The following is a 25,931-nucleotide window of genomic DNA, read 5'->3' as shown; positions in this document are numbered from 1 at the left end:
CCCCGATTACAGCTTCGACTGCGCCACGTGCGACAGCAGGTTCACAACAGAGGCGTGCATCACATCGGTGAAGGGTTTCGGATACAGGCCCATATAGAGCGTCGCGATCGCCAGCAGGCCGAGCATGAAGAACTCGCGCTTGTTCAGGTCGACCAGTTCGGCCACGTGCTTGTGCACCACGTCGCCAAAAATCACGCGCTTGACCATCCACAGCGAATAGGCGGCGCCGAGGATCAGCGCGGTGGCTGCCAGCAGGCCGATCCAGAAGTTGAACTTGACCGCGCCCAGGATCACCATGAACTCGCCGACGAAACCCGAGGTGGCCGGCAAGCCGCAGTTGGCCATGCCAAAGAACACCGACAGCGCCGCGAACTTCGGCATGGTGTTCACCACACCGCCGTAATCGGCGATCTGGCGCGAATGCACGCGGTCATACAGCACGCCGATGCAAAGGAACATGGCGCCCGAGATAAAGCCGTGGGAGATCATCTGGATGATGCCGCCCTCGATGCCGATCTCGTTGAAGATGAAGAAGCCCAGCGTGACGAAGCCCATGTGGGCGATCGACGAATACGCCACCAGCTTCTTCATGTCGGCCTGCACCATCGCGACCAGGCCGATGTAGATCACGGCGATCAGCGAGATGGTGATGATGAAGGTGGCCATGCTATGGCTGGCATCCGGCGCGATCGGCAGCGAGAACCGCAGGAAACCGTAGGCGCCCAGCTTCAGCATGATGGCGGCCAGCACCACCGAACCACCGGTCGGCGCCTCCACGTGCGCGTCAGGCAACCAGGTGTGGACCGGCCACATCGGCACCTTGACCGCGAAGGCCAGGAAGAACGCGATGAACAGGGCGATCTGCTCGTTCATCGACAGCTTGGCCTGGTGCCATTCGAGGATGTCGAAGGTGCCGGTCTTGCTGTACAGGTACAGCAGCGCGACCAGCGTCAGCAGCGAGCCGAGCAGCGTGTAGAGGAAGAACTTGAAGGCTGCGTACACACGGTTCGGGCCGCCCCAGACACCGATGATGATGTACATCGGGATCAGCGTGGCTTCGAAGAACACGTAGAACAGCATGCCGTTGAGCGCGCAGAACACGCCGACCATCAGGCCCGACAGGATCAGGAACGAGGCCATGTACTCGGCCACGCGCTCAGTGATCACTTCCCAGGCGGAGATCACCACGATCACCGTGATGAAGGCGGTCAGCACCACGAACCACATCGAGATGCCGTCGACACCCAGGTGGTAGTTGATGTTGAAGCGCTCGATCCAGTTCGACTTCTCGACGAACTGCATGGCAGCCGTGGAACGGTCGAAGTGCAATACCAGCGGCAGCGTCACGACGAAGCTGGCGATCGAGCCGAACAGCGACATCCAGCGGACGTAGCCAGCACTACGGTCGGAACCCGAGGCAAGGACCAGCAAGCCAAAAAAGATTGGCAGCCAGATAGCGAAAGACAGAACCATTTTCTAGTTTTCCTTACTTGGCGCTCACCGTGGCGAACGAGGTGCCGAACACCGTCATCGTCAGCAGTATCAACATGCCCAGGATCATGGCGAATGCGTAGTGATAGATGTAGCCGGATTGCAGGTAACGGCTTACCGACGCGAACCAGGCCACCACGCGCGCGGCACCGTTGACCACCAGGCCATCGATCAGGCCCTGGTCGCCGCCCTTCCACAGGCCGGTGCCGAGCAGACGGGCACCGCGGGCAAACACGACCTGGTTGATCGCGTCCATGTAGTACTTGTTGTCGAGCAGCGTGTACAGGCCCGAGAAACGTTGCTTGATGGCAGCCGGGATGTCCGGGCGCTTCATGTAGAAGAACCAGGACAGCACCACACCGGCGATCGCCAGCCACAGCACCGGCGTGGTCAGCGAATGCAGGCCCATCGCCACCCAGCCGTGGAAGGCTTGTCCAAGCTCTTCCATCGCATGGTGGTTCTCGCCGACGTAGATCACGTCCTTGAAGGCCACGCCGTGCTTGAAGAAGTCGCCGAACAACATCGGACCGATCGCGATGGCGCCGATCACCACCGAAGGGATCGCCAGCAGCACCAGCGGCAGCGTGACAACCCACGGCGACTCGTGCGGCTTCTCGCCCGGGGCCAGGCCGTGATGATGGTCGGCCGTGACTTCCTCGTCTTCGTGGTTGCCCGCGTGATGCGCGTGGTGCTCTTCCTTGCCGAAACGCTCTTCGCCGTGGAACACCAGGAAGTACATGCGGAAGGAGTAGAACGCCGTGACGAACACGCCGGCCAGCACCGCGAAGTAAGCAAAGCCGGAGCCCGGGATATGCGACTCGGCCACGGCCTCGATGATCGAGTCCTTGGAGTAGAAGCCCGCGAAGAACGGCGTGCCGATCAGCGCCAGCGAGCCCACCAGCGAGGTGATCCAGGTGATCGGCATGTACTTGCGCAGGCCGCCCATGTTGCGGATGTCCTGGTCATGATGCATGCCGATGATGACCGAGCCGGCCGCCAGGAACAGCAGTGCCTTGAAGAACGCGTGGGTCATCAGGTGGAACACGGCCACCGAGTAAGCCGAGGCGCCCAGGGCAACCGTCATGTAGCCCAGCTGCGACAGCGTGGAGTAGGCCACCACGCGCTTGATGTCGTTCTGGATGATGCCCAGGAAGCCCATGAACAGCGCGGTAATGGCGCCGATGACCAGCACGAACGACAGCGCGGTGTCCGACAGCTCGAACAGCGGCGACATGCGCGCGACCATGAAGATGCCGGCCGTCACCATGGTGGCGGCGTGGATCAGCGCGGAGATCGGGGTCGGGCCTTCCATCGAGTCAGGCAGCCAGACGTGCAGCGGGAACTGGGCCGACTTGCCCATGGCGCCGATGAACAGGCAGATGCAGGCGACCGTGATCATCAGCCAGTCGGTGCCCGGGAAGATCACCGTGGCGAGCTGGTCGCGCGCGGCGAAGACGTCGGTGTAGTTCATGCTGCCGCTGTAGGCCAGCAGCAGGCCAATGCCGAGAATGAAGCCGAAGTCACCCACGCGGTTGACCAGGAAGGCCTTCAGGTTGGCGAAGATGGCGGTCGGGCGGGTGTACCAGAAGCCGATCAGCAGGTAGGACACCAGGCCCACAGCTTCCCAGCCGAAGAACAGCTGCAGGAAGTTGTTGCTCATCACCAGCATCAGCATCGAGAAGGTGAACAGCGAGATGTAGGCGAAGAAGCGGTTATAGCCGGGGTCTTCGCTCATGTAGCCGACGGTGTATATGTGCACCATCAGCGAGACGAAGCTCACCACCACCATCATCATCGCGGTCAGCGAGTCGACCAGGAAGCCCACTTCCATCTTCAGGTCGCCGATCTTCATCCACTCGTACACGGTGGCGTTGAAGCTCGCGCCGTTCATGACGTCCATCAGCACGATGATCGACAGCAGGCAGGAAATCGCCACACCGAGAATCGTCACGGTGTGGGCCAGCGTGCGGCCGGCGCGCGTCTCCGAGGAGATCAGGCCGAAGAACTTGGTGCCGAACAGGCCGGCGATGGCTGCACCGGCGAGCGGTGCGAGCGGAATCGCCAGTAGCAGGTTGGGGTCGAGCGTGGTTGCCATAGGACGCTTAGTGGTGTGCGGTCGGAGAACGGTCTTGGTTCATAACGTAGCGACGGGGATCAGCCCTTGAGGGTATCCATGTCGTCCACGTTGATCGTGTCCAGGTTGCGGAACAGCACGACCAGGATTGCAAGGCCGATTGCCGATTCGGCCGCAGCCACCGTGAGGATGAAGAAAACGAAAACCTGTCCTGCCAGGTCGCCCAGATAGTGCGAGAAGGCGATGAAGTTCATATTGACCGCAAGCAGCATCAGCTCGATCGCCATCAGCAGCACGATCACGTTCTTGCGGTTCAGGAAAATACCAACGATGCTGATGGCGAACAGGATCGCACCGAGCACGAGGAAATGGGCGAGAGAGAGCACAGCGTTTCTCCGGGCTTTTAGTTCTTGTTAGCGGCAGCCGCGGCATCCGGGCTGGCTTGGGTGCCGGCACGGGCTTCGCTGGGCATCGAGACCAGGCGCACGCGGTCCTGGCGACGGGTACGCAACTGCACGCCGACGTCTTGCGCCTTGCTGTCCTTGCGGTGGCGCAGCGTCAGCGCCACGGCGGCGATGATGGCCACCAGCAGAATGATGCCGGCCACTTCGAAGGCGTAGTTGTAGTCGGTGTAGATCAGCTTGCCGAGCTCGGCGGTGTTGGAATATTCCGGGCCGTGTACCACGTTGTTCAGCGGCGTGGTCGTGCCGATGAAGTTACGCACCAGCACGGTGGCCATTTCCGCAATGATCATCGCACCGACCACCGAGGCCAGCGGCACATAGGTCCAGAAGTCCCGTCGCAGGTGTTCGATGTCGACATCGATCATCATCACCACGAACAGGAACAGCACCATCACCGCGCCCACATACACGAGCACCAGCAGGATGGCGAGGAATTCGGCCTTCAGCAGCATCCAGATGGCGGCTGCCGTAAAAAACGCCAGCACGAGGAACAGTGCGGAGTGCACCGGGTTCTTCGCGGTGATGACTTTCAGTGCGGAGAGCACCAGCACCAGCGCAAAGACATAGAAGATGGTGGTCGTGAGTTCCATGGTCCTGTCGGATCCTCTCTGAGCCTTCCGGCACAAGCCACCCCCGGTGGCCTGCCCCTTGCGGCATCCTTTTCGTTAGCCCCGCACGGGGCCCGATTCACTATTCATTGGCAACGTGTGCCAGACTCAGCGCACGCGCCCTGTAATGCGCCTTATCAGCGGTACTTGGCGTCCGCGGCCTTGGCCGCGGCGATCTGCGGTTCGTAGCGGTCGCCCACGGCCAGCAGCATGTCCTTGGTGAAGTACAGGTCGCCGCGCTTCTCGCCGTGGTATTCGAGGATATGCGTCTCGACGATGGCGTCGACCGGGCAGGCCTCTTCGCAGAAGCCGCAGAAAATGCACTTGGTCAGGTCGATGTCATAGCGCGTGGTGCGGCGGGTGCCGTCGGCGCGGGCATCGGACTCGATGGTGATGGCCACGGCCGGGCAAACCGCTTCGCACAGCTTGCAGGCGATGCAGCGCTCTTCCCCGTTGGGGTAGCGGCGCAGCGCGTGCAGGCCGCGAAAACGCGGCGACATCGGCGTTTTCTCTTCGGGGAACTGGACTGTGATCTTGCGCGCGAAGAGATAGCGCCCGGTCAGAGCCATGCCCTTGAAGAGTTCCTTCAGGAGCAGGCTGTTGAAGAAGTCCTTGATGGCGAGCAGCATGACGATTGCTTCCTAATGATTCCACAGGGCGCCGCCGAATGCGGTTGCGCCCTTGCTTTGGCCGTTCAGTGCCAGATATTCCAGGGCGACCGGATCCAGATCGCCACGATGATCAGCCAGCCCACGGTCAGCGGGATGAAGATCTTCCAGCCCAGGCGCATGATCTGGTCATAGCGGTAGCGCGGGAACGAAGCACGGATCCAGATAAACACCGACAGCAGCAGGAATACCTTGATCAGCAGCCAGAAGAAGCCCGGGACCGCATTGGTGATGAAGCTTTCGAACGGCGGCGCCCAGCCTCCCAGGAACATCAGCGCGGTCATCGTCGAGATGACGATCATGTTGATGTACTCAGCCAGGAAGAACAGCGCGAAGCCCATGCCCGAGTACTCGATCATGTGGCCAGCCACGATTTCCGACTCGCCTTCCACCACGTCGAACGGGTGGCGGTTGGTTTCGGCCACGCCGGAGATGAAGTACACGCCGAACATGGGCAGCAGCGGCAGCCAGTTCCACGACAGTACGTTGATCCCCATATTGGCGAAGTAGCCGGTGTTCTGCGAATTGACGATCGCCGACAGGTTCAGGCTGCCCGACACCATCAGCACCGTCACCAGGGCAAAGCCCATGGCGATTTCATACGACACCATCTGCGCCGCGGCGCGCATGGCGCCGATGAAGGCGTACTTGGAGTTGGAGGCCCAGCCGGCCAGGATCACGCCGTAGACGCCGACCGAGCTGATCGCCATCACGTACAGCAGGCCGGCGTTGACGTTGGCCATCACCACTTCGGCCTGGAACGGAATCACCGCCCAGATCGCCACGGCGGGCATCAGCACCATCAGCGGGGCAACCAGGTACATGCCCCGGCTGACCTGCGTGGGCATCATCACTTCCTTGAGCAGCAGCTTGAGCACGTCGGCGATCGGCTGCAGCAGGCCCAGCGGGCCGACCCGGTTCGGGCCGATACGCACGTGCATCCAGCCAATCAGCTTGCGCTCCCACAGGATCAGGTAGGCCACGCACAACAGCAGCGGCACCACAATGACCACGGCGCGAATCAGGATCCACAGCGGCGTCCAGGCGCCGCCGAAGAGATTCTGTCCTTGCGAGGTAATCCAGTCGATCATGTTTCTTTCTCGCTCTTCTTATGCCGTGGCCGCCGGCTCGGCCGCGCCCTTCGCGGTGGCGGCCAGGTCGATGGCTTTCTCTACGGTGACGGTGCCGAACGGTGCGCCCAGCGTGGTCGCGGCAACGGTGCCGGCGGACACGCGCACGGTGCCGGCAGGCAACGCGGCTTCGAGGGCGGCCGGCAGCACCACGCTGCCCTGCCCTTGCGTCACGCGCACCGGGTCGCCAGCCTGCACGCCCAGCGAGGCGAACAGGTCGGCCGACAGGCCGGCTTGCATGGCGCGGCGCGCGGCTGCGGACAGCTGCAGCGAATCGGCACGGCGCACGATCGGGTCGGCGTGGTAGATCGGCACATCGGCGATGCGCTCGATCCCACCTGCCACCCGGGCGGTCACGCGGATGGCCGCGTCGGTGCCGTTGTTCAGTTGCGGTGCGACCGGCTTGGCCAGCACTTCGTCGCGCACGCTCTCGGCGGTCTCGAAGTCGAAGCCAGGCACGTCCAGCAGGTTGCCCAGCACGCGCAGCACCTTCCAGCCCGGACGCGAATCGCCCAGCGCACGGACGACGCCGTTGAAGCTTTGCGGCAGGCCTTCGCAGTTCACGAACGTGCCGGCGGTTTCGGTGAACGGGGTCACCGGCAGGATCACGTCAGCGTATTGCAGCGCGGCGTCCGAGCGGAACGCGGACAGCACCACCACGGTGCCGGCCTGGGCCAGCGCGGCCAGCGCCTGGCTCGGGTTGGCGGCATCGAACTCGGGTTCCGTGTTCAGCAGCACGTAGGCGCGGCGCGGCGTATCGAACATGGCCTGCGCGTTGGCGCCGCCGTTTTGCGGCAGCGCGCCGGCGATATAGCCACCGACGGTGTTCGCGGCTTCGGTCAGGAAGCCCAGCGTGGCGCCGGTTTCCGTGGCGATCCACTGTGCCAGCGCGTGCAGCGTGGCGAATTGCGGGTGACGCACGGCCTCGTTGCCGAGGAACACGGCGCGGCGCTCGCCCGACAGCAGCGCGTCGGCCACCAGCTTGGACTTGTCGTCGCCATCGAAGCCATCGGTGCCCGCCGGCGCGGCCACGCCCTTGGCGGCGGCAACGGCACGGGCCACGCCGGCCAGGGCTGCGGTCCAGCCGGACGGCGCCACATCAATGCGTGCGGCCAGCGGCATCAGCAGGTCGTCGGCGGTAGCCCCGAGCACGGCCACGCGGGCACCCTTCTTGCCAGCCTGGCGCAGACGCGCGGCCAGCAGCGGATGATCCTTGCGCAGCGACGAACCGACCACCAGCACGCGTTGCAGCGTGGAGACGTCGGCAATCGGCAGGCCCAGCCACGGCGCGCCCTTGACGGCGGCCGAGAAATCGGTCTGGCGCTGGCGGAAGTCGACGTTGTCGCTGCCCAGGCCACGCACCAGCTTGCCCAGCAGGTGGAGTTCTTCCAGCGTGCTGTGCGGGCTGGCCAGCGCGGCGATCTGGTCGGCGCCATGGTCGCGCTTGATGCTCGCGAGGCCATTGGCCACGTATTCCAGCGCGGTCTGCCAGTCGGTTTCCATCCACTCGCCGCCCTGCTTGACGAGCGGCTTGGTGAGGCGGTCCGGGCTGTTCAGGCCCTCGTACGAGAAGCGGTCCTTGTCGGACAGCCAGCATTCGTTGACGGCTTCGTTATCCAGCGGCAGCACGCGCATCACGCGCTGGTTCTTGGTCTGCACCACCAGGTTCGCGCCCAGGCCATCGTGCGGCGACACCGACTTGCGGCGTGCCAGCTCCCAGGTACGGGCCGAGTAGCGGAACGGCTTGCTGGTCAGCGCGCCGACCGGGCACAGGTCGATCATGTTGCCGGACAGTTCCGAATCCACGGTCTGGCCAACGAAGGTCGTGATCTCGGAGTGCTCGCCGCGGCCCAGCATGCCCAGCTCCATCACGCCGGCCACTTCCTGGCCAAAGCGCACGCAGCGGGTGCAGTGGATGCAGCGGCTCATCTCTTCCATGGAGATCAGCGGGCCCACGTTCTTGTGGAAGACGACGCGCTTTTCTTCCTTGTAGCGCGATTCCGATGCGCCGTAGCCCACGGCCAGATCCTGCAGCTGGCACTCGCCGCCCTGATCGCAGATCGGGCAATCCAGCGGGTGGTTGATCAGCAGGAATTCCATCACCGACTTCTGGGCCTTGACTGCCTTCTCCGAATTGGTGAAGACCTTCATGCCAGGGGTGACGGGCGTGGCGCAGGCGGGCAGCGCCTTGGGCGCCTTCTCAACCTCAACCAGGCACATGCGGCAGTTCGCCGCGATGGACAATTTACGGTGGTAGCAGAAGTGCGGGATGTAGGTGCCCAGCTGGCGGGCGGCTTCCATCACCAGGCTGCCTTCAGCAACCTCAACCTTCTTGCCGTCGATCTCGAGTTCAACCATGTTCTGCCACGCTTAAGAGTAGGCCGGAACCATGCACTGCTTGTGTTCGACGTGATATTCGAACTCTTTCCAGTAGTGCTTGAGCATGCCGCGGACCGGCATCGCTGCCGCATCACCGAGCGCGCAGATGGTGCGGCCCATGATGTTTTCAGCGACGTTATTGAGCAGGTCCAGATCTTCCTGGCGCCCTTCTCCGTGTTCGATACGATTCACCATGCGATAGAGCCAGCCGGTGCCTTCGCGGCACGGCGTGCACTGGCCGCACGATTCTTCAAAGTAGAAATACGACAGACGCAGCAGCGAGCGAACCATGCAGCGCGTCTCGTCCATCACGATCACCGCGCCCGAGCCCAGCATCGAGCCGGCCTTGGCGATCGAGTCATAGTCCATGTCGGACGCCATCATCATGTCGCCCGGCACCACCGGGGCGGACGAGCCGCCCGGGATCACGGCCTTGATGCGCTTGCCGCCGCGCATGCCGCCAGCCAGTTCCAGCAGGGTCGCGAATGGCGTGCCCAGTGGGATCTCGTAGTTGCCGGGGCGCTCGACGTCGCCGGAGATCGAGAAGATCTTGGAGCCGCCGTTGTTCGGCTTGCCCATCTTCAGGTAGTTTTCCGGCCCGATCGACAACAGGAACGGCACCGCGGCAAACGTTTCCGTGTTGTTGATGGTGGTCGGCTTGCCGTACAGGCCAAAGCTGGCCGGGAACGGCGGCTTGAAGCGCGGCTGGCCTTTCTTGCCTTCCAGCGATTCGAGCAGCGCGGTTTCCTCGCCACAGATGTAGGCGCCGTAGCCGTGGTGGGCGTGCAGCTGGAAGTCGAAGTCCGAGCCCAGGATGTTCTCACCCAGGAAACCGGCGGCACGTGCCTCTTCGAGGGCTTCCTCGAAGATCTTGTATTCGTTCCAGATCTCACCGTGGATGTAGTTGTAGCCCACGGTGATGCCCATCGCGTACGCACCGATGGCCATGCCTTCGATCAGCGCATGCGGGTTGTAGCGGATGATGTCGCGGTCCTTGAAGGTACCGGGCTCGCCCTCGTCGGTGTTGCAGACCAGGTACTTCTGGCCGGGGAACTGACGCGGCATGAAGCTCCACTTCAGGCCGGTGGGGAAGCCCGCGCCGCCACGGCCGCGCAGGCCGGAGGCCTTGACGTCCGCGATCACCTGCTCGGGCGTGATCTTCTCAAGCAGGATGCGCTTGAGCTGCTGGTAGCCGCCACGCTTGACGTAGTCGTCGAGGTGCCAGTTGCTGCCATCGAGGCCAGCCAGGATCAGCGGCTTGATATGGCGGTCGTGCAGAGAGGTCATGTTACTTATCCCCCTTGGCTGCAGTGCTGCCGGCGGCCTTGAGCTCGTCGACGAGCGCGTCCAGCTTGGCGTCGCTCATATGGCTGCACATGCGGGTATTGTTGACGATCATCACCGGTGCGTCGCCGCAGGCACCCATGCACTCGCCTTCCTTGAGGGTGAAGGTGCCGCACGGGGTGGTCTCGTTGTAGCCGATCCCCAGCTTTTGCTTGAGGTAGTCGCCGGCCCGTTCGCCGCCGGAGAGTGCGCACGGTAGGTTGGTGCAGACGGTCAGCTTGTACTTGCCGACCGGCTTGGTGTCGTACATATTGTAGAAGGTTGCGACCTCCTCGACCCATACCGGCGGCATGTCGAGGTAGCTGGCAACAAACTGCATGACTTCCGGGGAGACCCAGCCCACTTCGCCCTGCGCCACGGCCAACGCCGCCATCACGGCCGACTGCTTCTGGTCAGCCGGATACTTGGCGATCGCGCGATCGATTTCCTTGAGAGCTTCTGCTGATAGCATGGTCGTTGCTGTAATACGCCGTGTCATTTGCGGATCTGCGCCGCCACATGGCGCGCATCCCGCAGGTTTGCAGCCGTCGCTGCCGTTGCAGCCCGCATGATCAAAGGCATGCAGGGCTCACCGCGGGTTTCCCGTGACCGGACACGATCGTTTGTGGGTCCGTGCCAGGGGCGCCCGGATCGTCGTCCGGGGCCGGCGGCTCTTGTTAGCTCGTCAGCGGTCGATTTCGCCGAAGACGATGTCTTGCGTACCGATGATCGTTACCGCATCCGCAATCATGTGGCCCTTGGCCATTTCATCCAGTGCGGCCAGATGGGCAAAGCCCGGGGCACGGATCTTCAGGCGATACGGCTTGTTCGCACCGTCGGAGATGGCATAGATGCCGAACTCGCCCTTCGGGTGCTCCACTGCCGCGTAAGTCTCGCCTTCGGGCACGTGAATGCCTTCGGTGAAGAGCTTGAAGTGGTGGATCAGCTCTTCCATGTTCGACTTCATGTCCACGCGCGACGGCGGCGCCACCTTGTGGTTGTCGCTCATCACCGGGCCCGGATTGCGGCGCAGCCAGTCGATGCACTGCTTGATGATGTTGTTGGACTGGCGCATTTCCTCCACGCGCACCAGGTAGCGCGAGTAGCAATCGCCGCCCACGCCCACCGGCACCTGGAAGTCCATGCGGTCATACACTTCGTAGGGCTGCTTCTTGCGCAGGTCCCACTCGATGCCGGAGCCGCGCAGCATCGGGCCGGTAAAGCCCATCTGCAGCGCGCGCTCGGGGCTCACCACGCCGATGCCGACCAGGCGTTGCTTCCAGATCCGGTTGTCCGTCAGCAGCGTCTCGTATTCGTCGACGTACTTCGGGAAGCGGTTGGTGAAGTCCTCGATGAAGTCCAGCAGCGAGCCCGAACGCGCTTCGTTCATGGCCTTGATGGCACGCTCGTTGTGGATCTTCGACGCCTTGTATTGCGGCATCGTGTCCGGCAGGTCGCGATACACGCCGCCCGGACGATAGTAGGCCGCGTGCATGCGTGCGCCCGACACCGCCTCGTACATGTCGAACATGTCTTCGCGTTCGCGGAAGGCGTACAGGAACACCGCCATCGCGCCCACGTCGAGCGCGTGCGAGCCGATCCACATCAGGTGGTTCAGCAAGCGCGTGATCTCGTCGAACATCACGCGGATGTATTGCGCGCGGATCGGCACTTCGAGACCCAGCATCTTCTCGATGGCCATCACGTAGGCATGCTCGTTGACCATCATCGACACGTAGTCGAGGCGGTCCATGTACGGCACGCTCTGGATCCAGGTCTTCTGCTCTGCCAGCTTTTCGGTGGCACGGTGCAGCAGGCCGATGTGCGGGTCGGCGCGCTGGATGACTTCGCCGTCCAGCTCCAGCACAAGGCGCAGCACGCCGTGTGCCGCAGGGTGCTGCGGGCCGAAGTTAAGGGTGTAATTCTTGATGTCTGCCATTGCGCGTTCTCAGTGCTGCAAGCCGCCGTAATTCTCTTCGCGGATCACGCGGGGCGTGACCTCGCGCGGCTCGATCGTGACGGGCTGATAGATCACCCGCTTTTGCTCGGGGTCGTAGCGCATCTCGACATAGCCCGAGACCGGGAAATCCTTGCGGAACGGGTGGCCGACAAAACCGTAGTCGGTCAGCAGGCGGCGCAGGTCGTTGTGGCCTTCGAACACGATGCCGTAGAAGTCGAACGCTTCGCGCTCGAACCAGTTGGCCGAGTTCCAGACGTCGTTCAGCGAGGGCACCACGGGCACGTCGTCGTCCGGCGCGAACACGCGTACGCGCAGGCGCCAGTTATGCTTGATCGAGATCAGGTGCGCCACGGCCGCGAAACGGGGACCGTCCCAGGCACCGTCGCCATAGGTGGAATAGTCGACGCCGCACACATCGAGCAGTTGCTCAAAATGCAGTGCAGGGTCGTCGCGCAGCATCAGCGCGCTTTCCAGGTAGTCATCGGCCTTGACGATAAGGGTAATCTCGCCTAGCGCCTCTACCAGTTTCTGGATACGCTTGCCCAGTACCTTTTCGAGCGCGGCCTTCAGAGTATCGAGGTTCGACATGTCAGCCCTTGCGCGCGATGGTGTTGGTGCGACGGATCTTGTTCTGCAGCTGGATGATGCCGTAGATCAGCGCTTCCGCCGTCGGGGGGCAGCCAGGCACATAGATATCCACCGGCACGATCCGATCGCAACCACGCACCACTGAATACGAGTAGTGATAGTAGCCACCGCCATTCGCGCAGGAACCCATCGAGATCACCCAACGCGGCTCTGCCATCTGGTCATAGACCTTGCGCAGCGCGGGGGCCATCTTGTTGCACAGCGTGCCGGCCACGATCATCACGTCCGACTGGCGCGGCGACGGGCGGAAAATCACGCCGAAGCGGTCCATGTCGTAGCGCGCGGCGCCAGCATGCATCATTTCCACAGCGCAGCACGCCAGGCCAAAGGTCATCGGCCAGAGCGACCCGGTGCGGGTCCAGTTGATCAGCTTGTCAGCAGTAGTCGTGACGAAGCCTTCATTGAGAACGCCTTCGATTGCCATATCACATCACTCCCAATCGAGCGCGCCCTTTTTCCAGATGTAGACGAAGCCCACGATGAATTCCAGCAGAAACACGCCCATGGCGAAGAAACCCGGCCAGCCGATATCCCGCAGGGCTACACCCCAGGGAAACAGGAAGGCGGTCTCGAGATCGAACAGGATAAAAAGAATAGCGATGAGGTAGTAGCGCACGTCGAACTTCATGCGCGCGTCCTCGAACGCTTCGAAGCCGCACTCGTAGGGAGAGAGCTTCGCGGGATCAGGTTTGTTTGGACCGAGAATTCGGCCGATCGACATCAGTGCAATGCCGAGCACGACACCGAAGATGATGAAGATGAGGACGGGGAAGTAGGCTTCGAGATTCAAGGTACGGCCAGCCTTATCTGGAATGTTGTCAACAGCACCAGCGGTAAGCGGCGTCCTGTTGCCCACCCCAAGCGCCATTCCGTAGAAATTACGACGCCGCCTTGCGGACTGGCCGGGACACCTGCCCGGGATGATTTCCGGATGGGTGTCCCGATCAAGCTTGTTTGGTGCCGACGGCGAGACTCGAACTCGCACAGCTTTCGCCACTACCCCCTCAAGATAGCGTGTCTACCAATTTCACCACGTCGGCTGGGGGAGAAACAATATTGCCTCGCGCCGGGCTTTTCAGGGCCCAGGGTTGTTACACCCTTCGGAACTCTGGCTGGGATACTACCTTATCCTGGCTGGAGCCCCGTCGCTGGGGGATCGTTTCAAGCCTTGTATTCTAACCTAGGATTCTTGTTTTGTTCAATGCACAACAGCAAAAATCTTCAAGAATAAGTCACAAGGCTCGTTGATTATTTCGGTACAGCAGGCGCAGAAGGATTCGATGCCGCGGCAGCCGCTGCAGCAGCAGGCGCAGAAGCCCCCGCCACTGCCGGTGCCACCGCAGGCGCGGAGCCCATCACGCCCAGCGAAGCTGCCGGCCGATAGTTGCCCATCAGCGTCAGGCTCAGCGTGCAGATGAAGAACAGCGTCGCCAGCACGGCGGTGGTACGCGACAGGAAGTTGGCCGAGCCGGTGGCGCCGAACAGGCTGCCCGAGGCCCCCGAGCCGAACGCCGCACCGACATCGGCGCCCTTGCCATGCTGCAGCAACACCAGGCCAATCACGCCAAGCGCGGACAGTACCTGCGCCACTACCAACAAAGTTTTGAAAATTGCCATTTGGTTCGATTCGCTTGCCTGATCAGACCCTATGAGCGGCCGGCATTCAGGCGTTGCCGATCGCGAGGAAATCGTCCGACTTCAGCGAGGCGCCTCCGATGAGGCCCCCGTCGATGTCGGGCATGGAAAACAGTTCTGCCGCGTTGTCCGGCTTGACGCTGCCGCCGTACAACATGGCCATGCGAGCCGCCACGCCTGCGTCGCGCGCCGCCACCTGGGCGCGCAGGAAGGCGTGCACGGCCTGGGCCTGCTCGCTGCTTGCGGTCTTGCCCGTGCCGATCGCCCACACCGGCTCATAGGCCAGCACGATGCGGCCGAGCTGCTCGAGCGACAGGGCTTCGAGCACGACGCCGAGCTGACGGCCAACCACGGCCTCGGTCTCGCCTGCCTCGCGCTGCGCCAGGGTCTCGCCCACGCACACCACCGGCACAATGCCGAATTCCAGCGCGCGCAGCGCCTTGGCTGCTACCGTGGCATCCGTCTCGCCATGGTAGCTGCGGCGCTCCGAATGGCCCACCAGGGCGTACGCAACACCGAATTCAGCCAGCATGGAGGCCGCCACTTCGCCCGTGAAGGCGCCGCGCGCCTCGGCGGACACGTCCTGCGCCCCCAGGCCACCGCGGACCCGGCCAGCAACGCCTGGCACTGTGCAAGATACGGGAACGGCGCGCATACCGCCAGGCGTGCGCTCGCGCTCGCTGCCTTGATCGCTTCCAGCAAGGTCACATTGGCAGCCAGGCTGCCGTGCATCTTCCAGTTGCCGATAACGAGCTTTTGTCTCACAGGGCGCCCCTCTCAATCAAACCGGCTATTGTAGCGCGGGCCAGGGCCCTACGCCACAGAAGGGCCCCGAAATCGGCCCGGGGCGCGCGGCCCCGGCCGCACCCGGCCATCATCCGGCTACCAGGTCAGGACGATCTTGCCGATGTGCTCGCTGGACTCCATCAGGCGATGCGCATCCGCGGCCTGGGCGGCCGGGAAGGTCTGGTGGATCACCGGCTTGATCTTGCCCGCGGCCAGCAGCGGCCACACGTGCTGGTGCAGCGCCTGTGCGATCTCGCCCTTGAACGAGGCCGGACGTGGACGCAGCGTGGAGCCGGTCACGGTGATCCGGCGGCGCAGGATGTCGCCCAGCGGGATCTCGGCCTTGGCGCCACCCAGCAGCGCGATGATCACGATGCGGCCATCGTCGGCTACGCACGACAGCTCGCGCGCCAGGTACGAGCCGGCCACCATGTCGAGGATGACGTCGGCGCCACGGCCGCCGGTCAGGGCCTTGACCTCGGCGACAAAATCCTCGGTCTTGTAGTTGATGGCGCGATCGGCGCCCAGTGCCTCGCAGGCACGGCACTTGTCGGCGCTGCCGGCGGTCACGAATACCTTGTGGCCGAGGGCCTTGGCAATCTGGATGGCGGTCGTGCCGATGCCGCTCGAGCCGCCCTGGATCAGCAGGGTCTCGTCCTTGCCCAGCGGGCCGCGGCCCAGGTAGCCGCGATCGAACACGTTGCTCCACACGGTGAAGAACGTCTCCGGCAATGCAGCCGCCTCGATATCCGACAGGCCCGCAGGCACCGGCAGGCATTGCGCCGCGGGCGCCACGCACAGCTCGGCATAGCCGCCGCCCTGCACCAGCGCGCACACGCGATCGCCCAGCTTCAGGCCGAAGCGGTTGTCGGGGTGCGACAGGTCGCCGCCGGCCACCACGCCGGCCACTTCCAGGCCCGGCAGGTCGGAGGCGCCCGGCGGCACCGGGTAATTGCCGGTGCGCTGGAACACGTCCGGGCGGTTGATGCCGGCCGCCGCCACGCGGATCAGGATCTCGCCGGCCTTGGGCACGGGGTCGGGGCGTTGCGCCAGTTGCAGGACTTCGGGGGCGCCGTACTCGCGGATTTCGATGGCTTGCATTGCTGCTCCTTGCGTTGGGGACTTCACGCATGCGGCGGGCTCGCGCACGCATGGCGGGGGGATCGATCTGCGCATCCGCCGCATGGCGGGCCGAACAGCGGGCCGAACAGCCGGGCTGCATGGGGCGGGACTGGCGGCAGTGTAAACAAAAAAACGGCTGGACATCGCCAGCCGTTTTTTCTGCTTCTGCTACGGGTGCGGTACTACAGCTACCGCAAACCGCTTACTGCTGCTGCTGGTCCGCCGAAGGCGTCGTCGGCGCAGCCGGTGCGGCCGTTGCAGCCGGTGCGGCCGGCGCGGCAGGGGCTTCGCTGGTGTTGGCGATCGGGCTGATGCTGCCACCCTCTTCGGCCAGCGCGGCCTTCAGGGACAGGCGCAGGCGGCCCTTCTCGTCAGCCTGGATCAGCTTGACGCGAACGTGTTGGCCTTCCTTGAGCCAGTCCTTGATGTCCTTGACGCGCTCGTTGACGATCTCGGAGATATGCAGCAGGCCGTCCTTGCCCGGCAGGATGTTGACGATAGCGCCAAAGTCCAGCAGCTTGAGCACGGTGCCGGCGTAGATCTTGCCCACTTCGGCTTCCGCGGTGATGCCTTCGATGCGGCGCTTGGCTTCGGCCATGCCTTCGGTCGAGGTCGAGGCGATGGTGATGGTGCCGTCTTCCTGGATGTCGATGGTGGTGCCGGTTTCCTTGGTCAGCGCCTGGATGGTCGAGCCGCCCTTGCCGATCACTTCGCGGATCTTGTCCGGATGGATCTTCATGGTGATCATGCGCGGTGCGTGCTCCGACAGCTCGGTGCGCGCATGGCCCATCGCGTCCTGCATCTTGCCCAGGATATGCAGGCGGCCTTCCTTGGCTTGCGCCAGCGCGACCTGCATGATCTCCTTGGTGATGCCCTGGACCTTGATGTCCATCTGCAGCGCGGTGATGCCGGTGTCGGTACCCGCGACCTTGAAGTCCATGTCGCCGAGGTGGTCCTCGTCACCCAGGATGTCGGTCAGCACGGCGAACTTGTTGCCTTCCAGGATCAGGCCCATGGCCACGCCGGCCACGTGCGCCTTGATCGGAACGCCGGCGTCCATCAGTGCCAGGCAGCCGCCGCACACCGATGCCATCGACGACGAGCCGTTGGATTCGGTGATTTCGGACACCAGGCGAATGGTGTAGGCGAATTCGTCATCCTTCGGCAGGACCGGGATCAGCGCGCGCTTGGCCAGGCGGCCGTGACCGATTTCGCGGCGCTTGGGGCTGCCCACGCGGCCGGTTTCGCCGGTGGCGAACGGAGGCATGTTGTAGTGGAGCATGAAGCGGTCGCGGTATTCGCCGGCGAGCGCGTCGATGATCTGCTCATCGCCCTTGGTGCCCAGCGTGGCAACCACCAGCGCCTGCGTTTCACCACGGGTGAAGATGGCCGAGCCGTGGGCGCGCGGCAGCACCGACGAGCGGATCTCGATCGGGCGCACGGTGCGGGTGTCGCGGCCATCGATGCGCGGCTCGCCCGACAGCACCTGGCTGCGCACGATCTTGGCTTCGATGTCGAACAGCACGTTGCCCACTTCGACCTTGTCGGCTTCCACGCCGGCTTCGGCCAGCTTGGCCGCAACGGTGGCGTAGACTTCCTTGAGCTTCTGGCTGCGCGCCGACTTCTGGCGCAGCTGGTAGACGTCCTGCAGCAGCGGCAGAGCGATCTCGCCAACCTTGGCGATCAGCGCTTCGTTCTTCGGTGCCGCGGTCCAGTCCCATTCCGGCTTGCCGCCGTCGCGCACCAGGTCATGGATGGCGTTGATGGCCGTCTGCATTTGCTCGTGGCCATAGACCACGGCGCCCAGCATCACTTCTTCCGACAGCTGGCGGGCTTCCGACTCCACCATCAGCACGGCGCGCTCGGTACCGGCAACCACCAGGTCCAGTTCCGACGCAGCGATCTGCGAACGGGTCGGGTTCAGCAGGTACTGGCCGTCCTTGTAGCCAACGCGCGCTGCGCCGACCGGGCCGCTGAACGGGATGCCCGACACTGCCAGGGCAGCCGAGGCGCCGATCAGGGCGGGGATGTCGGCCGGCACTTCCGGGTTCAGCGACAGCACGTGGATGACCACTTGCACTTCGTTGTAGAAGCCTTCCGGGAACAGCGGACGCAGCGGGCGGTCGATCAGGCGCGAGGTCAGCGTCTCGTTTTCCGACGGACGGCCTTCACGCTTGAAGAAGCCACCGGGGATCTTGCCGGCAGCGTAGGTCTTTTCGATGTAGTCGACGGTCAGCGGGAAGAAATCCTGGCCAGCCTTGGGCGACTTGGCAGCGACAACGGTGGCGAGCACCACGGTGTCTTCAATGTCGACGATCACGGCACCGCCAGCCTGGCGGGCAACCTCGCCGGTTTCCAGGCGCACCTTGTGCTGGCCCCACTGGAATTCCTTGACGATCTTGTTGAACATGGTCATGAGCGTTCCTTTTGTTCGTGCTTGCACGCTTGTGCAACGCCCGCGTTAGCAGCCGCGGGCGAACTGCCGGATCAGCGTCGGTCGCAGTCACAGGGAAGTGCTATGCCATTCCAGCGCGGCACCCGACACCTGCCTGGGCGGATACCGCGCTGGAATGACACAAAGCCCCGCTTCCTTGTCCGACTCCGGTATGGATTAACAGTAAAAAAGCTGAAAAAAGCTAAAGAACACAGTAACTTACTCCGTTGCACGTCTTGGCGCAACGTGTGCCAGACCCGGGGTCATGGCACCATCAAGTGAAACAAAAATCACTTACAGCAATGCCGGACATCGGCCAGACGGCGGCCTGATCCGCAACATTTCATCCGCAAAAACAAAATGCCTGCATCAGCGAGGCTGACGCAGGCATTAGTGGCTCACGCGAAGGCGTGCAGTGCATCCATTCGTGCTGCCATCCGGACGATCCTGGCTGCTTACTTACGCAGGCCGAGCTTCTCGATCAGCGAACGATAACGGTCGGCATCGTTGGCCTTGAGGTAGTCCAGCAGGCGACGACGACGGCTCACCATGCGCAGCAGACCGCGGCGGCTGTGGTGATCCTTCATGTTGGCCTTGAAGTGGGGGTCAGTTCGTTGATGCGGGTGGTCAGCAGAGCGACCTGGACTTCGGGGCTACCCGTGTCGTTGGCGGCACGCGCGAACTGCTTGATGACTTCGGTTTTGCTGCTGATTTGGGCTTCTGCCATGGTGATTTCCTTTTCACTTGCGAACGCTACAGCACGAAATGTGCCGTATGCGTCGTGCCTTGTGCGTGTCTTACATACAGGCAACTGTCTCGCCGGGCCGGTTTTGACAACCGGCTGGCTATGACAGCGGGCGATTATAGCGGAAAACGGGCTGGGGATGGCGTTTGCGGCAACGCAGGCCCGGAACTGCTAGAAACGCTCCATCTTGCAGGTCGTGGGCAACATGGTCTGCGCCGACTTGAGCTTCCTCACCGTGCGAAAGCCGTATCCCGACCCCTCGTTGTCAAAGCGCACGTCGCCGCCCTGCTTCTCCATCACCGACACGTAGAGCGGCTGCAGCACCTGGTGGTCATCTGCGCGGATCGTCGCATCATGGAAGTCGTTGACGTAGCGCATGCCTTCCAGCGCACGCGCCACCTTGACCGCGTCGGTCGAGCCCGCCTGCTCGATGGCCCGGGCCAGCATCTCCACCATCATCTGCATGCGCAGGTGAACGTAGTCGTCCTTGGGCTCCGGGTAACGCGCGCGGAAGGCCTGGTAGAACGCGTCCGACGCCGCGCCGCCCACATTGGGATGCCACTCCGCAACCGCCAGCACACGCCCTACCCCGGCGTCTCCCATGGCAGCCGGTGCGCCCAGGCCATTGCCGTAGAAGGTGTAGAACTTGGCGTTCAGCCCGCCTTCGCGCGCGGCCTTGATCATCAGGGTGAGATCGTTGCCCCAGTTGCCCGTGATCACCGCATCCGCGCCGCTCGCCTTGATCTTGGCAATATACGGGGCGAAGTCCTTGATCTTGCCGATCGGATGGAACTCGTCGCCCACGATGTGCAACTCGGGACGCTTGGCCGCCAGCATCTCGCGCGCCGAACGCGACACCTGATGGCCAAAACTGTAGTCCTGGTCGATCAGGTAGACGCGCCGCACGCTCTTATCGGCACGGATGACCTCGGTCAGGGCCTGCATGCGCATGTCGGCGCTGGCATCGAAGCGGAAGTGCCAGAAGCTGCACCCCTCATTGGTCAGCGTGGGATCGACCGCCGAGTAATTCAGGAAGAGCACGCGGGCATCGGGCTGCCGGCTGTTGTGCCGGTTGATCGCGCCTACCAGCGCGCCGGCCACCGCCGAGCTGTTGCCCTGCAGGACAAGGGAATCCGCTTGTCCACCAGCCCGCGCAACTGGATCAGGCTCTCGTCGACATTGCCCTTGCTGTCGAAGGTAACGAGCTCGAAGGGCCGCGCGCCTTCCGCCGTCTTGACGCCGCCGCGCGCATTGACCCGGTCAATGGCGAGCCGCAGGTTGCGCACCACCGCGTCGCCCGCGTTGGCAAAGGGGCCGGACAACCCTTCGATCATGCCGAGACGGATCGGCTCCTGCGCGCCGGCGCTCGCCGCCACCGCCAGCAAACAGCCCGCCAGCCATCGTTTTGCCCACATCGAGTGATCTCCCGCCAAAGCGCTGCATGGTAAGCCAGGGGCCCAGCCTAGGCAAATCGGATCGCACTCGCGGCAAAACGGGCAATTGGGCGAGGATGGCTGCGCCATGCCACCGCTTGCCTGCAAAAGCCGGCACGTGCCACATGAGACGCACACAACTTTCGTGCGCCGCTACACTCTCCATCCATATCATCACGAATTTCAAGAAGAGGCCCCCCATGAAAGGCTCATCGCGCCATGCCGCCCGGTGGCTCGTGCTAGCAACAGCCGCAGCCATCCTGCCGGCCTGCTCGGTGCTGCAACCGGTCAAAGTCGGCCAGGACATGGTGGGCGCGCCGGAAGCCGCCGTACAAGCCCGCTTCGGCACGCCAACCGATACCTACCGGCTAGCCGACGGCACGCAGCGCTGGATCTATTCGAAGCAGCCTTTCGGACGTCAGGCCTATGCAGCGGACTTCGACCGCAGCGGCCATCTCACCACGTTCCGCCAGATGCTGCAGACCAACGAGCTCTACAAGGCGAAGGTCGACGTCTGGACCAGGCTGGACGTGGAGCAGCACTTCGGCAAGCCCCGCGAGCCCACGCAATATTTCCCACTAATGAAGCGCGAAGTGTGGTCTTACCGCTTCCTCCACGAGGACAACTGGCCGTCGATGTTCAATTTCTATTTTGACGACGGCGGCGTGCTGCGCCAGACCCAGATCACGCCGGACCCGCTCGCCGACCCTGACAGAAGGCGCCGCTGAAGCGCGGACGCGGCAGGGCCGAGGGGCGAGCGGAAACGCAAAAAGCCCGCCGTCATCCTCGTGGGAATGCGACGGGCCGATTCAAGCCCCGCGGCCGGATGGGCCGCGGGCTTACCAATCAGATCGCGATCAGATCTGCGGGTTGATCTTCTGCACGGCTTTGTCGTGCAGCTTGTTCAGCGCGGCCAGGTAGGCCTTGGCCGACGCGGCCACGATATCGGGATCGGTGCCCACGCCGTTGACGATGCGCCCGCCCTTGGACAAGCGGACCGTGACTTCGCCCTGGGCCTGCGTGCCGGCGGTGATGGCATTGACCGAATACAGCACCAGTTCGGCGCCGCTGGCGACCTTGCCTTCGATGGCGTGGAGCGTGGCATCGACCGGACCGTTGCCCTCGCCTTCGCCCGTCACTTCCTGGCCATCCATGTTGAACACCACGCGCGCATGCGGGCGCTCGCCGGTCTCGGAGTGCTGCGACAGCGAGATAAAGCGGAAGTGCTCGTTGACGTCGTGCGCCTCGTCGGAAACGATGGCCATGATGTCTTCGTCGAAAATCTCGGACTTCTGGTCGGCCAGTTCCTTGAAGCGGGTGAACGCGGCATTGACCTCGCCCTCGCTCTCCAGCTCGATGCCGAGCTCCTGCAGGCGTTGCTTGAACGCGTTGCGGCCCGAGAGCTTGCCCAGCACGATCTTGTTGGCGGTCCAGCCCACGTCTTCCGCGCGCATGATCTCGTAGGTATCGCGCGCCTTGAGCACGCCATCCTGGTGGATGCCCGAAGCATGCGCGAAGGCGTTGGCGCCCACCACGGCCTTGTTGGGCTGCACCACGAAGCCGGTGATCTGCGACACCAGCTTGGAGGCCGGCACGATCTGGGTGGTATCCACGCCGACGTCCAGGTCGAAGTAGTCGCGGCGCGTCTTGACCGCCATCACCACTTCTTCCAGGCTGGTATTGCCGGCACGCTCGCCGAGGCCGTTGATGGTGCACTCGACCTGGCGCGCGCCACCGAGCTTGACCGCCGCCAGCGAGTTGGCAACCGCCATGCCGAGGTCATTGTGGCAATGCACGGACCAGATGGCCTTGTCGGAATTGGGGATGCGCTCGCGCACCGAGCGGATCAGGCCCGCGTAGCCTTCCGGCACGGCGTAGCCCACCGTATCCGGCAGGTTGATGGTGGTGGCGCCTTCCTTGATCACGCCTTCGAGCACGCGGCACAGGAAATCCATATCCGAGCGGCTGCCATCTTCGGGCGAGAATTCGATATCGTCGGTGAACTGGCGCGCAAAGCGCACCGCCTGGATGGCTTGCTCGAACACCTGGTCCGGCGTCATGCGCAGCTTCTTTTCCATATGCAGCGCCGAGGTGGCGATGAAGGTATGGATGCGGAAGGCGTTGGCCGGCTTGAGCGCCTCGGCGGCGCGGGCGATATCACGGTCGTTGGCGCGGGCCAGCGAGCAGATGGTCGAATCCTTGACGACCTGGGCGATGGAGCGGATCGCTTCGAAGTCGCCGTTGGAGCTGGCGGCAAAGCCCGCTTCGATCACGTCGACCTTGAGGCGCTCCAGCTGGCGCGCGATACGGATCTTTTCCTCGCGGGTCATGGAGGCGCCGGGCGACTGTTCGCCGTCGCGCAAGGTGGTGTCGAAAATGATGAGTTTGTCGGACATGGGTGGGGCTCCTGGGCTTACTTTTGTATTTGGCGAATCAAGTTACTGTTTCGGCATCCGCCGTTTCGTTTTGCTGTGCTGCTGTATGCGTGCTGAATGCAAAACGCCCCGGCGTGCAGTGATGCAGGCCGGGGCGTTTATAAATCCTGTGTGACTTTACGCGAGGGGCTTGGCTTCCCTCAGCGCGAACGCGTCCCGACCTGATGGCCTAGTAGGCCACCTAGAATGGTGCGGGCGAGTAGGGCTTGGCGCGAAATCATGTGAGCGACTATAGCCGAGAAGCCGGGCGTGCGCAATATGGATGCGTTAATCGGGCCAATAGCCGATAAGCCGAAAAAGCAGGCCCAGGGGGCGGCCAAGTCCCCTGGGCGCCGGGCGTCAGGCCTGGGGCGGGATACGCAGCTTCTGGCCGGGGTAGATCTTGTCCGGATGCGTCAGCATCGGCTCGTTGGCCTCGAAGATCGCGGTGTACAGCGCGCCGTTGCCGTAGGCCGCCTGGGAAATCGCCCACAGGGTGTCGCCCTTGACCACGGTGTGCCAGGTCGATTCGGTGGAGTCGACATTGACCGACATCTTGTCATCGACCTTGTCCACGCCTTGCACGTTGCCGCAACACAGGATGATCTTCTCGCGGGTGGCCTGGTCCGGGGCCACGCCGAATACCGTCACCAGCCCCTGCGAGCCGTCCACCTGCACCATCAGCCCGGTGGCATCGAGGTTCATCTGCTTGATGTAGCCCTCGATGGCATCGCCGGCGGCACGGTTGGCCGCATCGGCATCGGCGTCCGCCGCCGGCGCATCGGCCGGAGCCGCAGCGGGCGCGGCCTGCGCTGCGCTCCCGCCAAACAGTTTCTCTCCTGCTTCCTTGATGAAGTCGAGCATGCCCATGAGAACCTCCAGTGATTAGTGGACAACAAGGGGACTACAGTACAACCGTGGCTACAGTGAACCACGACAATCGCCACGGCAAGCGCGGCATCCTGGAAAACAAATGTAAAAAAGGCGCCGTGGCGCCTTTTCACCGACCTGCGATCAGGAACGATCGTTCCCGCCGTCCCGCACCTTGCGGATCTCGGCAGGCTTGCCATGCAGCGCATGCCAGCCCCACAGCAGGTAGCCGGAGATGGCATAGGCCACGAACAGGCCAAACAAGGCAACCGGCGGATCCGTGGAAACCACCACGAACAGCACCAGCACGAGCACCATCATGCCGAAGGGCACGCGGTAGCGCACGTCGAGCGCCTTGCCGCTGTAGAACGGCGCATTGGACACCATCGACAGCCCGGCGTACAGCGTGATGCCGAACGCCACCCACGGCATCCACAGTTCCTTGACCGGCAGCTTGTTGTCGATCACCAGCCAGACGAACCCGGCCACCAGCGCCGCCGCCGCCGGGCTGGGCAGCCCCTGGAAGAAGCGCTTGTCGACCACGCCGATGTTGGCATTGAAGCGCGCCAGCCGTAGCGCGGCGCAGGTGCAGTACACAAAGGCGGCGATCCAGCCCCACTTGCCCAGGTCGTGCAGGATCCACTCGTACATCACCAGCGCCGGCGCAACCCCGAACGAGACCATGTCCGAAAGCGAATCGTATTGCTCGCCGAACGCGCTCTGCGTATTGGTGATGCGCGCCACGCGGCCGTCCATGCCATCCAGCACCATGGCGGCGAAGATGGCGATGGCCGCGCTGTCGAAGCGCATGTTCATGGCCTGCACGATGGCGAAGAAACCGGCAAACAGCGCGGCCGTGGTGAACGCATTGGGCAGCAGGTAAATGCCGCGCCGGCGCGGACGCACGTATTCGATGTCGTGATCGTCGCCCGCTTCCTCGTCGAAGTCGTCGGGTTCGTTGCCGCGCAGTTGGTTGTGGCGGAAGGGACGCAAATTGGTCACGTTGCCATTGCTAACGCGCTTGTTGCGTCGGTTGAAAGCACCCATGCCTGTTCTCCAGTGGGTCTGATCTGCTCCGGCTGAGCCGGATTAATCCAGCTCAGCCAGGATGGTCGACGTGGCCGATACCTTCTCGCCGATGGTGACGCGCGGGCGCGCATCCACCGGCAGGTAGACATCGACACGCGAGCCAAAGCGGATGAAGCCATAGCGCTGGCCGCGCGACAGCGTCTCGCCGACGCGGGTGTAGCAGAGGATGCGGCGGGCCACCAGGCCGGCCACCTGTACCAGGGTCACCACCTTGCCGTCTGCGGCACGGCGGATGACCACGGCGTTGCGTTCGTTCTCGAGCGAGGCCTTGTCGAGGTCGGCGTTGACGAACTTGCCGGGGAAATACTCGACCTTCTCTACCTTGCCGTCCACGGACACCCGGTTGGAGTGTACGTTGAACACGTTCATGAAGACGCTGATCTTCAGCGCCTCGCGGCCCGCAAACGGGTCCATGGTCTTCTCGACCACCACGATGCGGCCATCGGCGGGCGCCAGGACGGCGTTCGGCTGGGCGGGAATGGGCCGCGGCGGATCACGGAAAAACTGCAGCACGAACAGTGTAATGATCCACAGCGGCAAGGCCCACCAGAAGCCGGCGCTGACCTGCACCAGCAGCGAGATGACAAAGGCGCCGGCCAGGAACGGCCAGCCTTCACGGGCGATCAGCGGATGAGGATAGTTCATGCAATGCTTACTT

The 25,931-nt window shown here is 63.5% G+C and carries 21 protein-coding genes, 1 tRNA gene and 3 pseudogenes; 1 reads left to right on the top strand and 24 read right to left on the bottom strand.

All coding sequences use genetic code 11. The features are described from left to right. Nucleotides 1–6 precede the first annotated feature (6 nt). From OMK73_RS34950 to OMK73_RS34855, 20 genes and pseudogenes are all read right to left on the bottom strand, one after another. Nucleotides 7–1,473: an NADH-quinone oxidoreductase subunit M gene (locus tag OMK73_RS34950; protein WP_267606005.1), complete on the bottom strand. Its 1,467-nt coding sequence runs from the start codon at nucleotides 1,471–1,473 to the stop codon at nucleotides 7–9. A 13-nt stretch (nucleotides 1,474–1,486) separates the two neighbouring features. Further along, nucleotides 1,487–3,586, bottom strand: coding sequence for an NADH-quinone oxidoreductase subunit L (nuoL, locus tag OMK73_RS34945; protein ID WP_267606004.1), 2,100 nt, complete (start codon nucleotides 3,584–3,586; stop codon nucleotides 1,487–1,489). Nucleotides 3,587–3,645: 59 nt separating this feature from the next. Then, complete coding sequence (gene nuoK / locus OMK73_RS34940; protein ID WP_267606003.1) at nucleotides 3,646–3,951, bottom strand: NADH-quinone oxidoreductase subunit NuoK; 306 nt, start codon at nucleotides 3,949–3,951, stop codon at nucleotides 3,646–3,648. 17 nt (nucleotides 3,952–3,968) lie between these two features. Beyond that, nucleotides 3,969–4,619 carry an NADH-quinone oxidoreductase subunit J gene (locus tag OMK73_RS34935; RefSeq protein WP_267606002.1) on the bottom strand — a complete coding sequence of 217 codons (651 nt, stop codon included), beginning with the start codon at nucleotides 4,617–4,619 and terminating at the stop codon, nucleotides 3,969–3,971. A 155-nt stretch (nucleotides 4,620–4,774) separates the two neighbouring features. Beyond that, nucleotides 4,775–5,266, bottom strand: coding sequence for an NADH-quinone oxidoreductase subunit NuoI (nuoI, locus tag OMK73_RS34930; RefSeq protein WP_267606001.1), 492 nt, complete (start codon nucleotides 5,264–5,266; stop codon nucleotides 4,775–4,777). 65 nt (nucleotides 5,267–5,331) lie between these two features. After that, complete coding sequence (nuoH, locus tag OMK73_RS34925; protein ID WP_267606000.1) at nucleotides 5,332–6,396, bottom strand: NADH-quinone oxidoreductase subunit NuoH; 1,065 nt, start codon at nucleotides 6,394–6,396, stop codon at nucleotides 5,332–5,334. Between the two features lie 18 nt (nucleotides 6,397–6,414). Beyond that, a complete protein-coding gene (gene nuoG, locus OMK73_RS34920) occupies nucleotides 6,415–8,793 on the bottom strand; it encodes an NADH-quinone oxidoreductase subunit NuoG (RefSeq protein WP_267605999.1) in 2,379 nt (792 codons plus the stop codon). A 12-nt stretch (nucleotides 8,794–8,805) separates the two neighbouring features. Beyond that, on the bottom strand, nucleotides 8,806–10,101 hold the full coding sequence (nuoF, locus tag OMK73_RS34915; protein WP_267605998.1) for an NADH-quinone oxidoreductase subunit NuoF: 1,296 nt from the start codon (nucleotides 10,099–10,101) through the stop codon (nucleotides 8,806–8,808). 1 nt (nucleotide 10,102) lies between these two features. Beyond that, entirely contained in the window at nucleotides 10,103–10,609 is a 507-nt protein-coding gene (gene nuoE / locus OMK73_RS34910) for an NADH-quinone oxidoreductase subunit NuoE (protein ID WP_006156834.1), read from the bottom strand. Between the two features lie 213 nt (nucleotides 10,610–10,822). Continuing rightward, nucleotides 10,823–12,076, bottom strand: a complete 1,254-nt coding sequence (locus tag OMK73_RS34905) for an NADH-quinone oxidoreductase subunit D (protein WP_006156835.1) — start codon at nucleotides 12,074–12,076, stop codon at nucleotides 10,823–10,825. 9 nt (nucleotides 12,077–12,085) lie between these two features. Beyond that, entirely contained in the window at nucleotides 12,086–12,685 is a 600-nt protein-coding gene (locus OMK73_RS34900) for an NADH-quinone oxidoreductase subunit C (RefSeq protein ID WP_267605997.1), read from the bottom strand. Nucleotide 12,686: 1 nt separating this feature from the next. Further along, complete coding sequence (locus tag OMK73_RS34895) at nucleotides 12,687–13,169, bottom strand: NuoB/complex I 20 kDa subunit family protein (protein ID WP_006156837.1); 483 nt, start codon at nucleotides 13,167–13,169, stop codon at nucleotides 12,687–12,689. A 6-nt stretch (nucleotides 13,170–13,175) separates the two neighbouring features. Next, nucleotides 13,176–13,535 carry an NADH-quinone oxidoreductase subunit A gene (locus tag OMK73_RS34890; protein ID WP_006156838.1) on the bottom strand — a complete coding sequence of 120 codons (360 nt, stop codon included), beginning with the start codon at nucleotides 13,533–13,535 and terminating at the stop codon, nucleotides 13,176–13,178. A 165-nt stretch (nucleotides 13,536–13,700) separates the two neighbouring features. Then, nucleotides 13,701–13,785, bottom strand: a tRNA-Leu gene (locus OMK73_RS34885). 208 nt (nucleotides 13,786–13,993) lie between these two features. After that, on the bottom strand, nucleotides 13,994–14,362 hold the full coding sequence (gene secG / locus OMK73_RS34880) for a preprotein translocase subunit SecG (protein WP_267605996.1): 369 nt from the start codon (nucleotides 14,360–14,362) through the stop codon (nucleotides 13,994–13,996). Between the two features lie 46 nt (nucleotides 14,363–14,408). Beyond that, nucleotides 14,409–15,112, bottom strand: a pseudogene (gene tpiA, locus OMK73_RS34875) (triose-phosphate isomerase). A gap of 150 nt (nucleotides 15,113–15,262) precedes the next feature. Then, the gene (locus OMK73_RS34870) at nucleotides 15,263–16,267 is read right to left on the bottom strand and encodes an NAD(P)H-quinone oxidoreductase (protein WP_267605995.1); all 1,005 of its coding nucleotides are present in this window, start codon (nucleotides 16,265–16,267) and stop codon (nucleotides 15,263–15,265) included. 223 nt (nucleotides 16,268–16,490) lie between these two features. Continuing rightward, nucleotides 16,491–18,704: a polyribonucleotide nucleotidyltransferase gene (pnp, locus tag OMK73_RS34865; RefSeq protein ID WP_267605994.1), complete on the bottom strand. Its 2,214-nt coding sequence runs from the start codon at nucleotides 18,702–18,704 to the stop codon at nucleotides 16,491–16,493. Nucleotides 18,705–19,177: 473 nt separating this feature from the next. Next, nucleotides 19,178–19,449: pseudogene (rpsO, locus tag OMK73_RS34860) on the bottom strand (30S ribosomal protein S15). Between the two features lie 189 nt (nucleotides 19,450–19,638). After that, nucleotides 19,639–20,882: pseudogene (locus tag OMK73_RS34855) on the bottom strand (branched-chain amino acid ABC transporter substrate-binding protein). 218 nt (nucleotides 20,883–21,100) lie between these two features. Here OMK73_RS34855 and OMK73_RS34850 point away from each other — a divergent pair. Continuing rightward, nucleotides 21,101–21,628: a hypothetical protein gene (locus OMK73_RS34850; RefSeq protein ID WP_267605993.1), complete on the top strand. Its 528-nt coding sequence runs from the start codon at nucleotides 21,101–21,103 to the stop codon at nucleotides 21,626–21,628. A 129-nt stretch (nucleotides 21,629–21,757) separates the two neighbouring features. Here the strand turns inward: OMK73_RS34850 and OMK73_RS34845 are convergent, their stop codons facing one another. The 4 genes from OMK73_RS34845 to OMK73_RS34830 form a co-directional block, all read right to left on the bottom strand. Beyond that, nucleotides 21,758–23,296, bottom strand: a complete 1,539-nt coding sequence (locus tag OMK73_RS34845; RefSeq protein ID WP_267605992.1) for a 2-isopropylmalate synthase — start codon at nucleotides 23,294–23,296, stop codon at nucleotides 21,758–21,760. Nucleotides 23,297–23,674: 378 nt separating this feature from the next. Further along, nucleotides 23,675–24,184 (bottom strand): peptidoglycan-binding protein LysM, encoded by a 510-nt coding sequence (lysM, locus tag OMK73_RS34840; protein WP_267605991.1) that lies wholly within the window; start codon nucleotides 24,182–24,184, stop codon nucleotides 23,675–23,677. A gap of 144 nt (nucleotides 24,185–24,328) precedes the next feature. Then, the gene (gene pssA, locus OMK73_RS34835; RefSeq protein WP_267605990.1) at nucleotides 24,329–25,231 is read right to left on the bottom strand and encodes a CDP-diacylglycerol--serine O-phosphatidyltransferase; all 903 of its coding nucleotides are present in this window, start codon (nucleotides 25,229–25,231) and stop codon (nucleotides 24,329–24,331) included. A gap of 42 nt (nucleotides 25,232–25,273) precedes the next feature. Then, nucleotides 25,274–25,918 carry a phosphatidylserine decarboxylase gene (locus tag OMK73_RS34830; protein ID WP_267605989.1) on the bottom strand — a complete coding sequence of 215 codons (645 nt, stop codon included), beginning with the start codon at nucleotides 25,916–25,918 and terminating at the stop codon, nucleotides 25,274–25,276. Between the last annotated feature and the right edge of the window lie 13 nt (nucleotides 25,919–25,931).

Origin of the sequence: Cupriavidus sp. D39 (assembly GCF_026627925.1) — a bacterium.
GTDB lineage: Bacteria > Pseudomonadota > Gammaproteobacteria > Burkholderiales > Burkholderiaceae > Cupriavidus > Cupriavidus ulmosensis.
The sequence above is the reverse complement of the archived record's forward strand: the minus strand, read 5'-3'. Positions and strand labels throughout refer to the sequence as shown.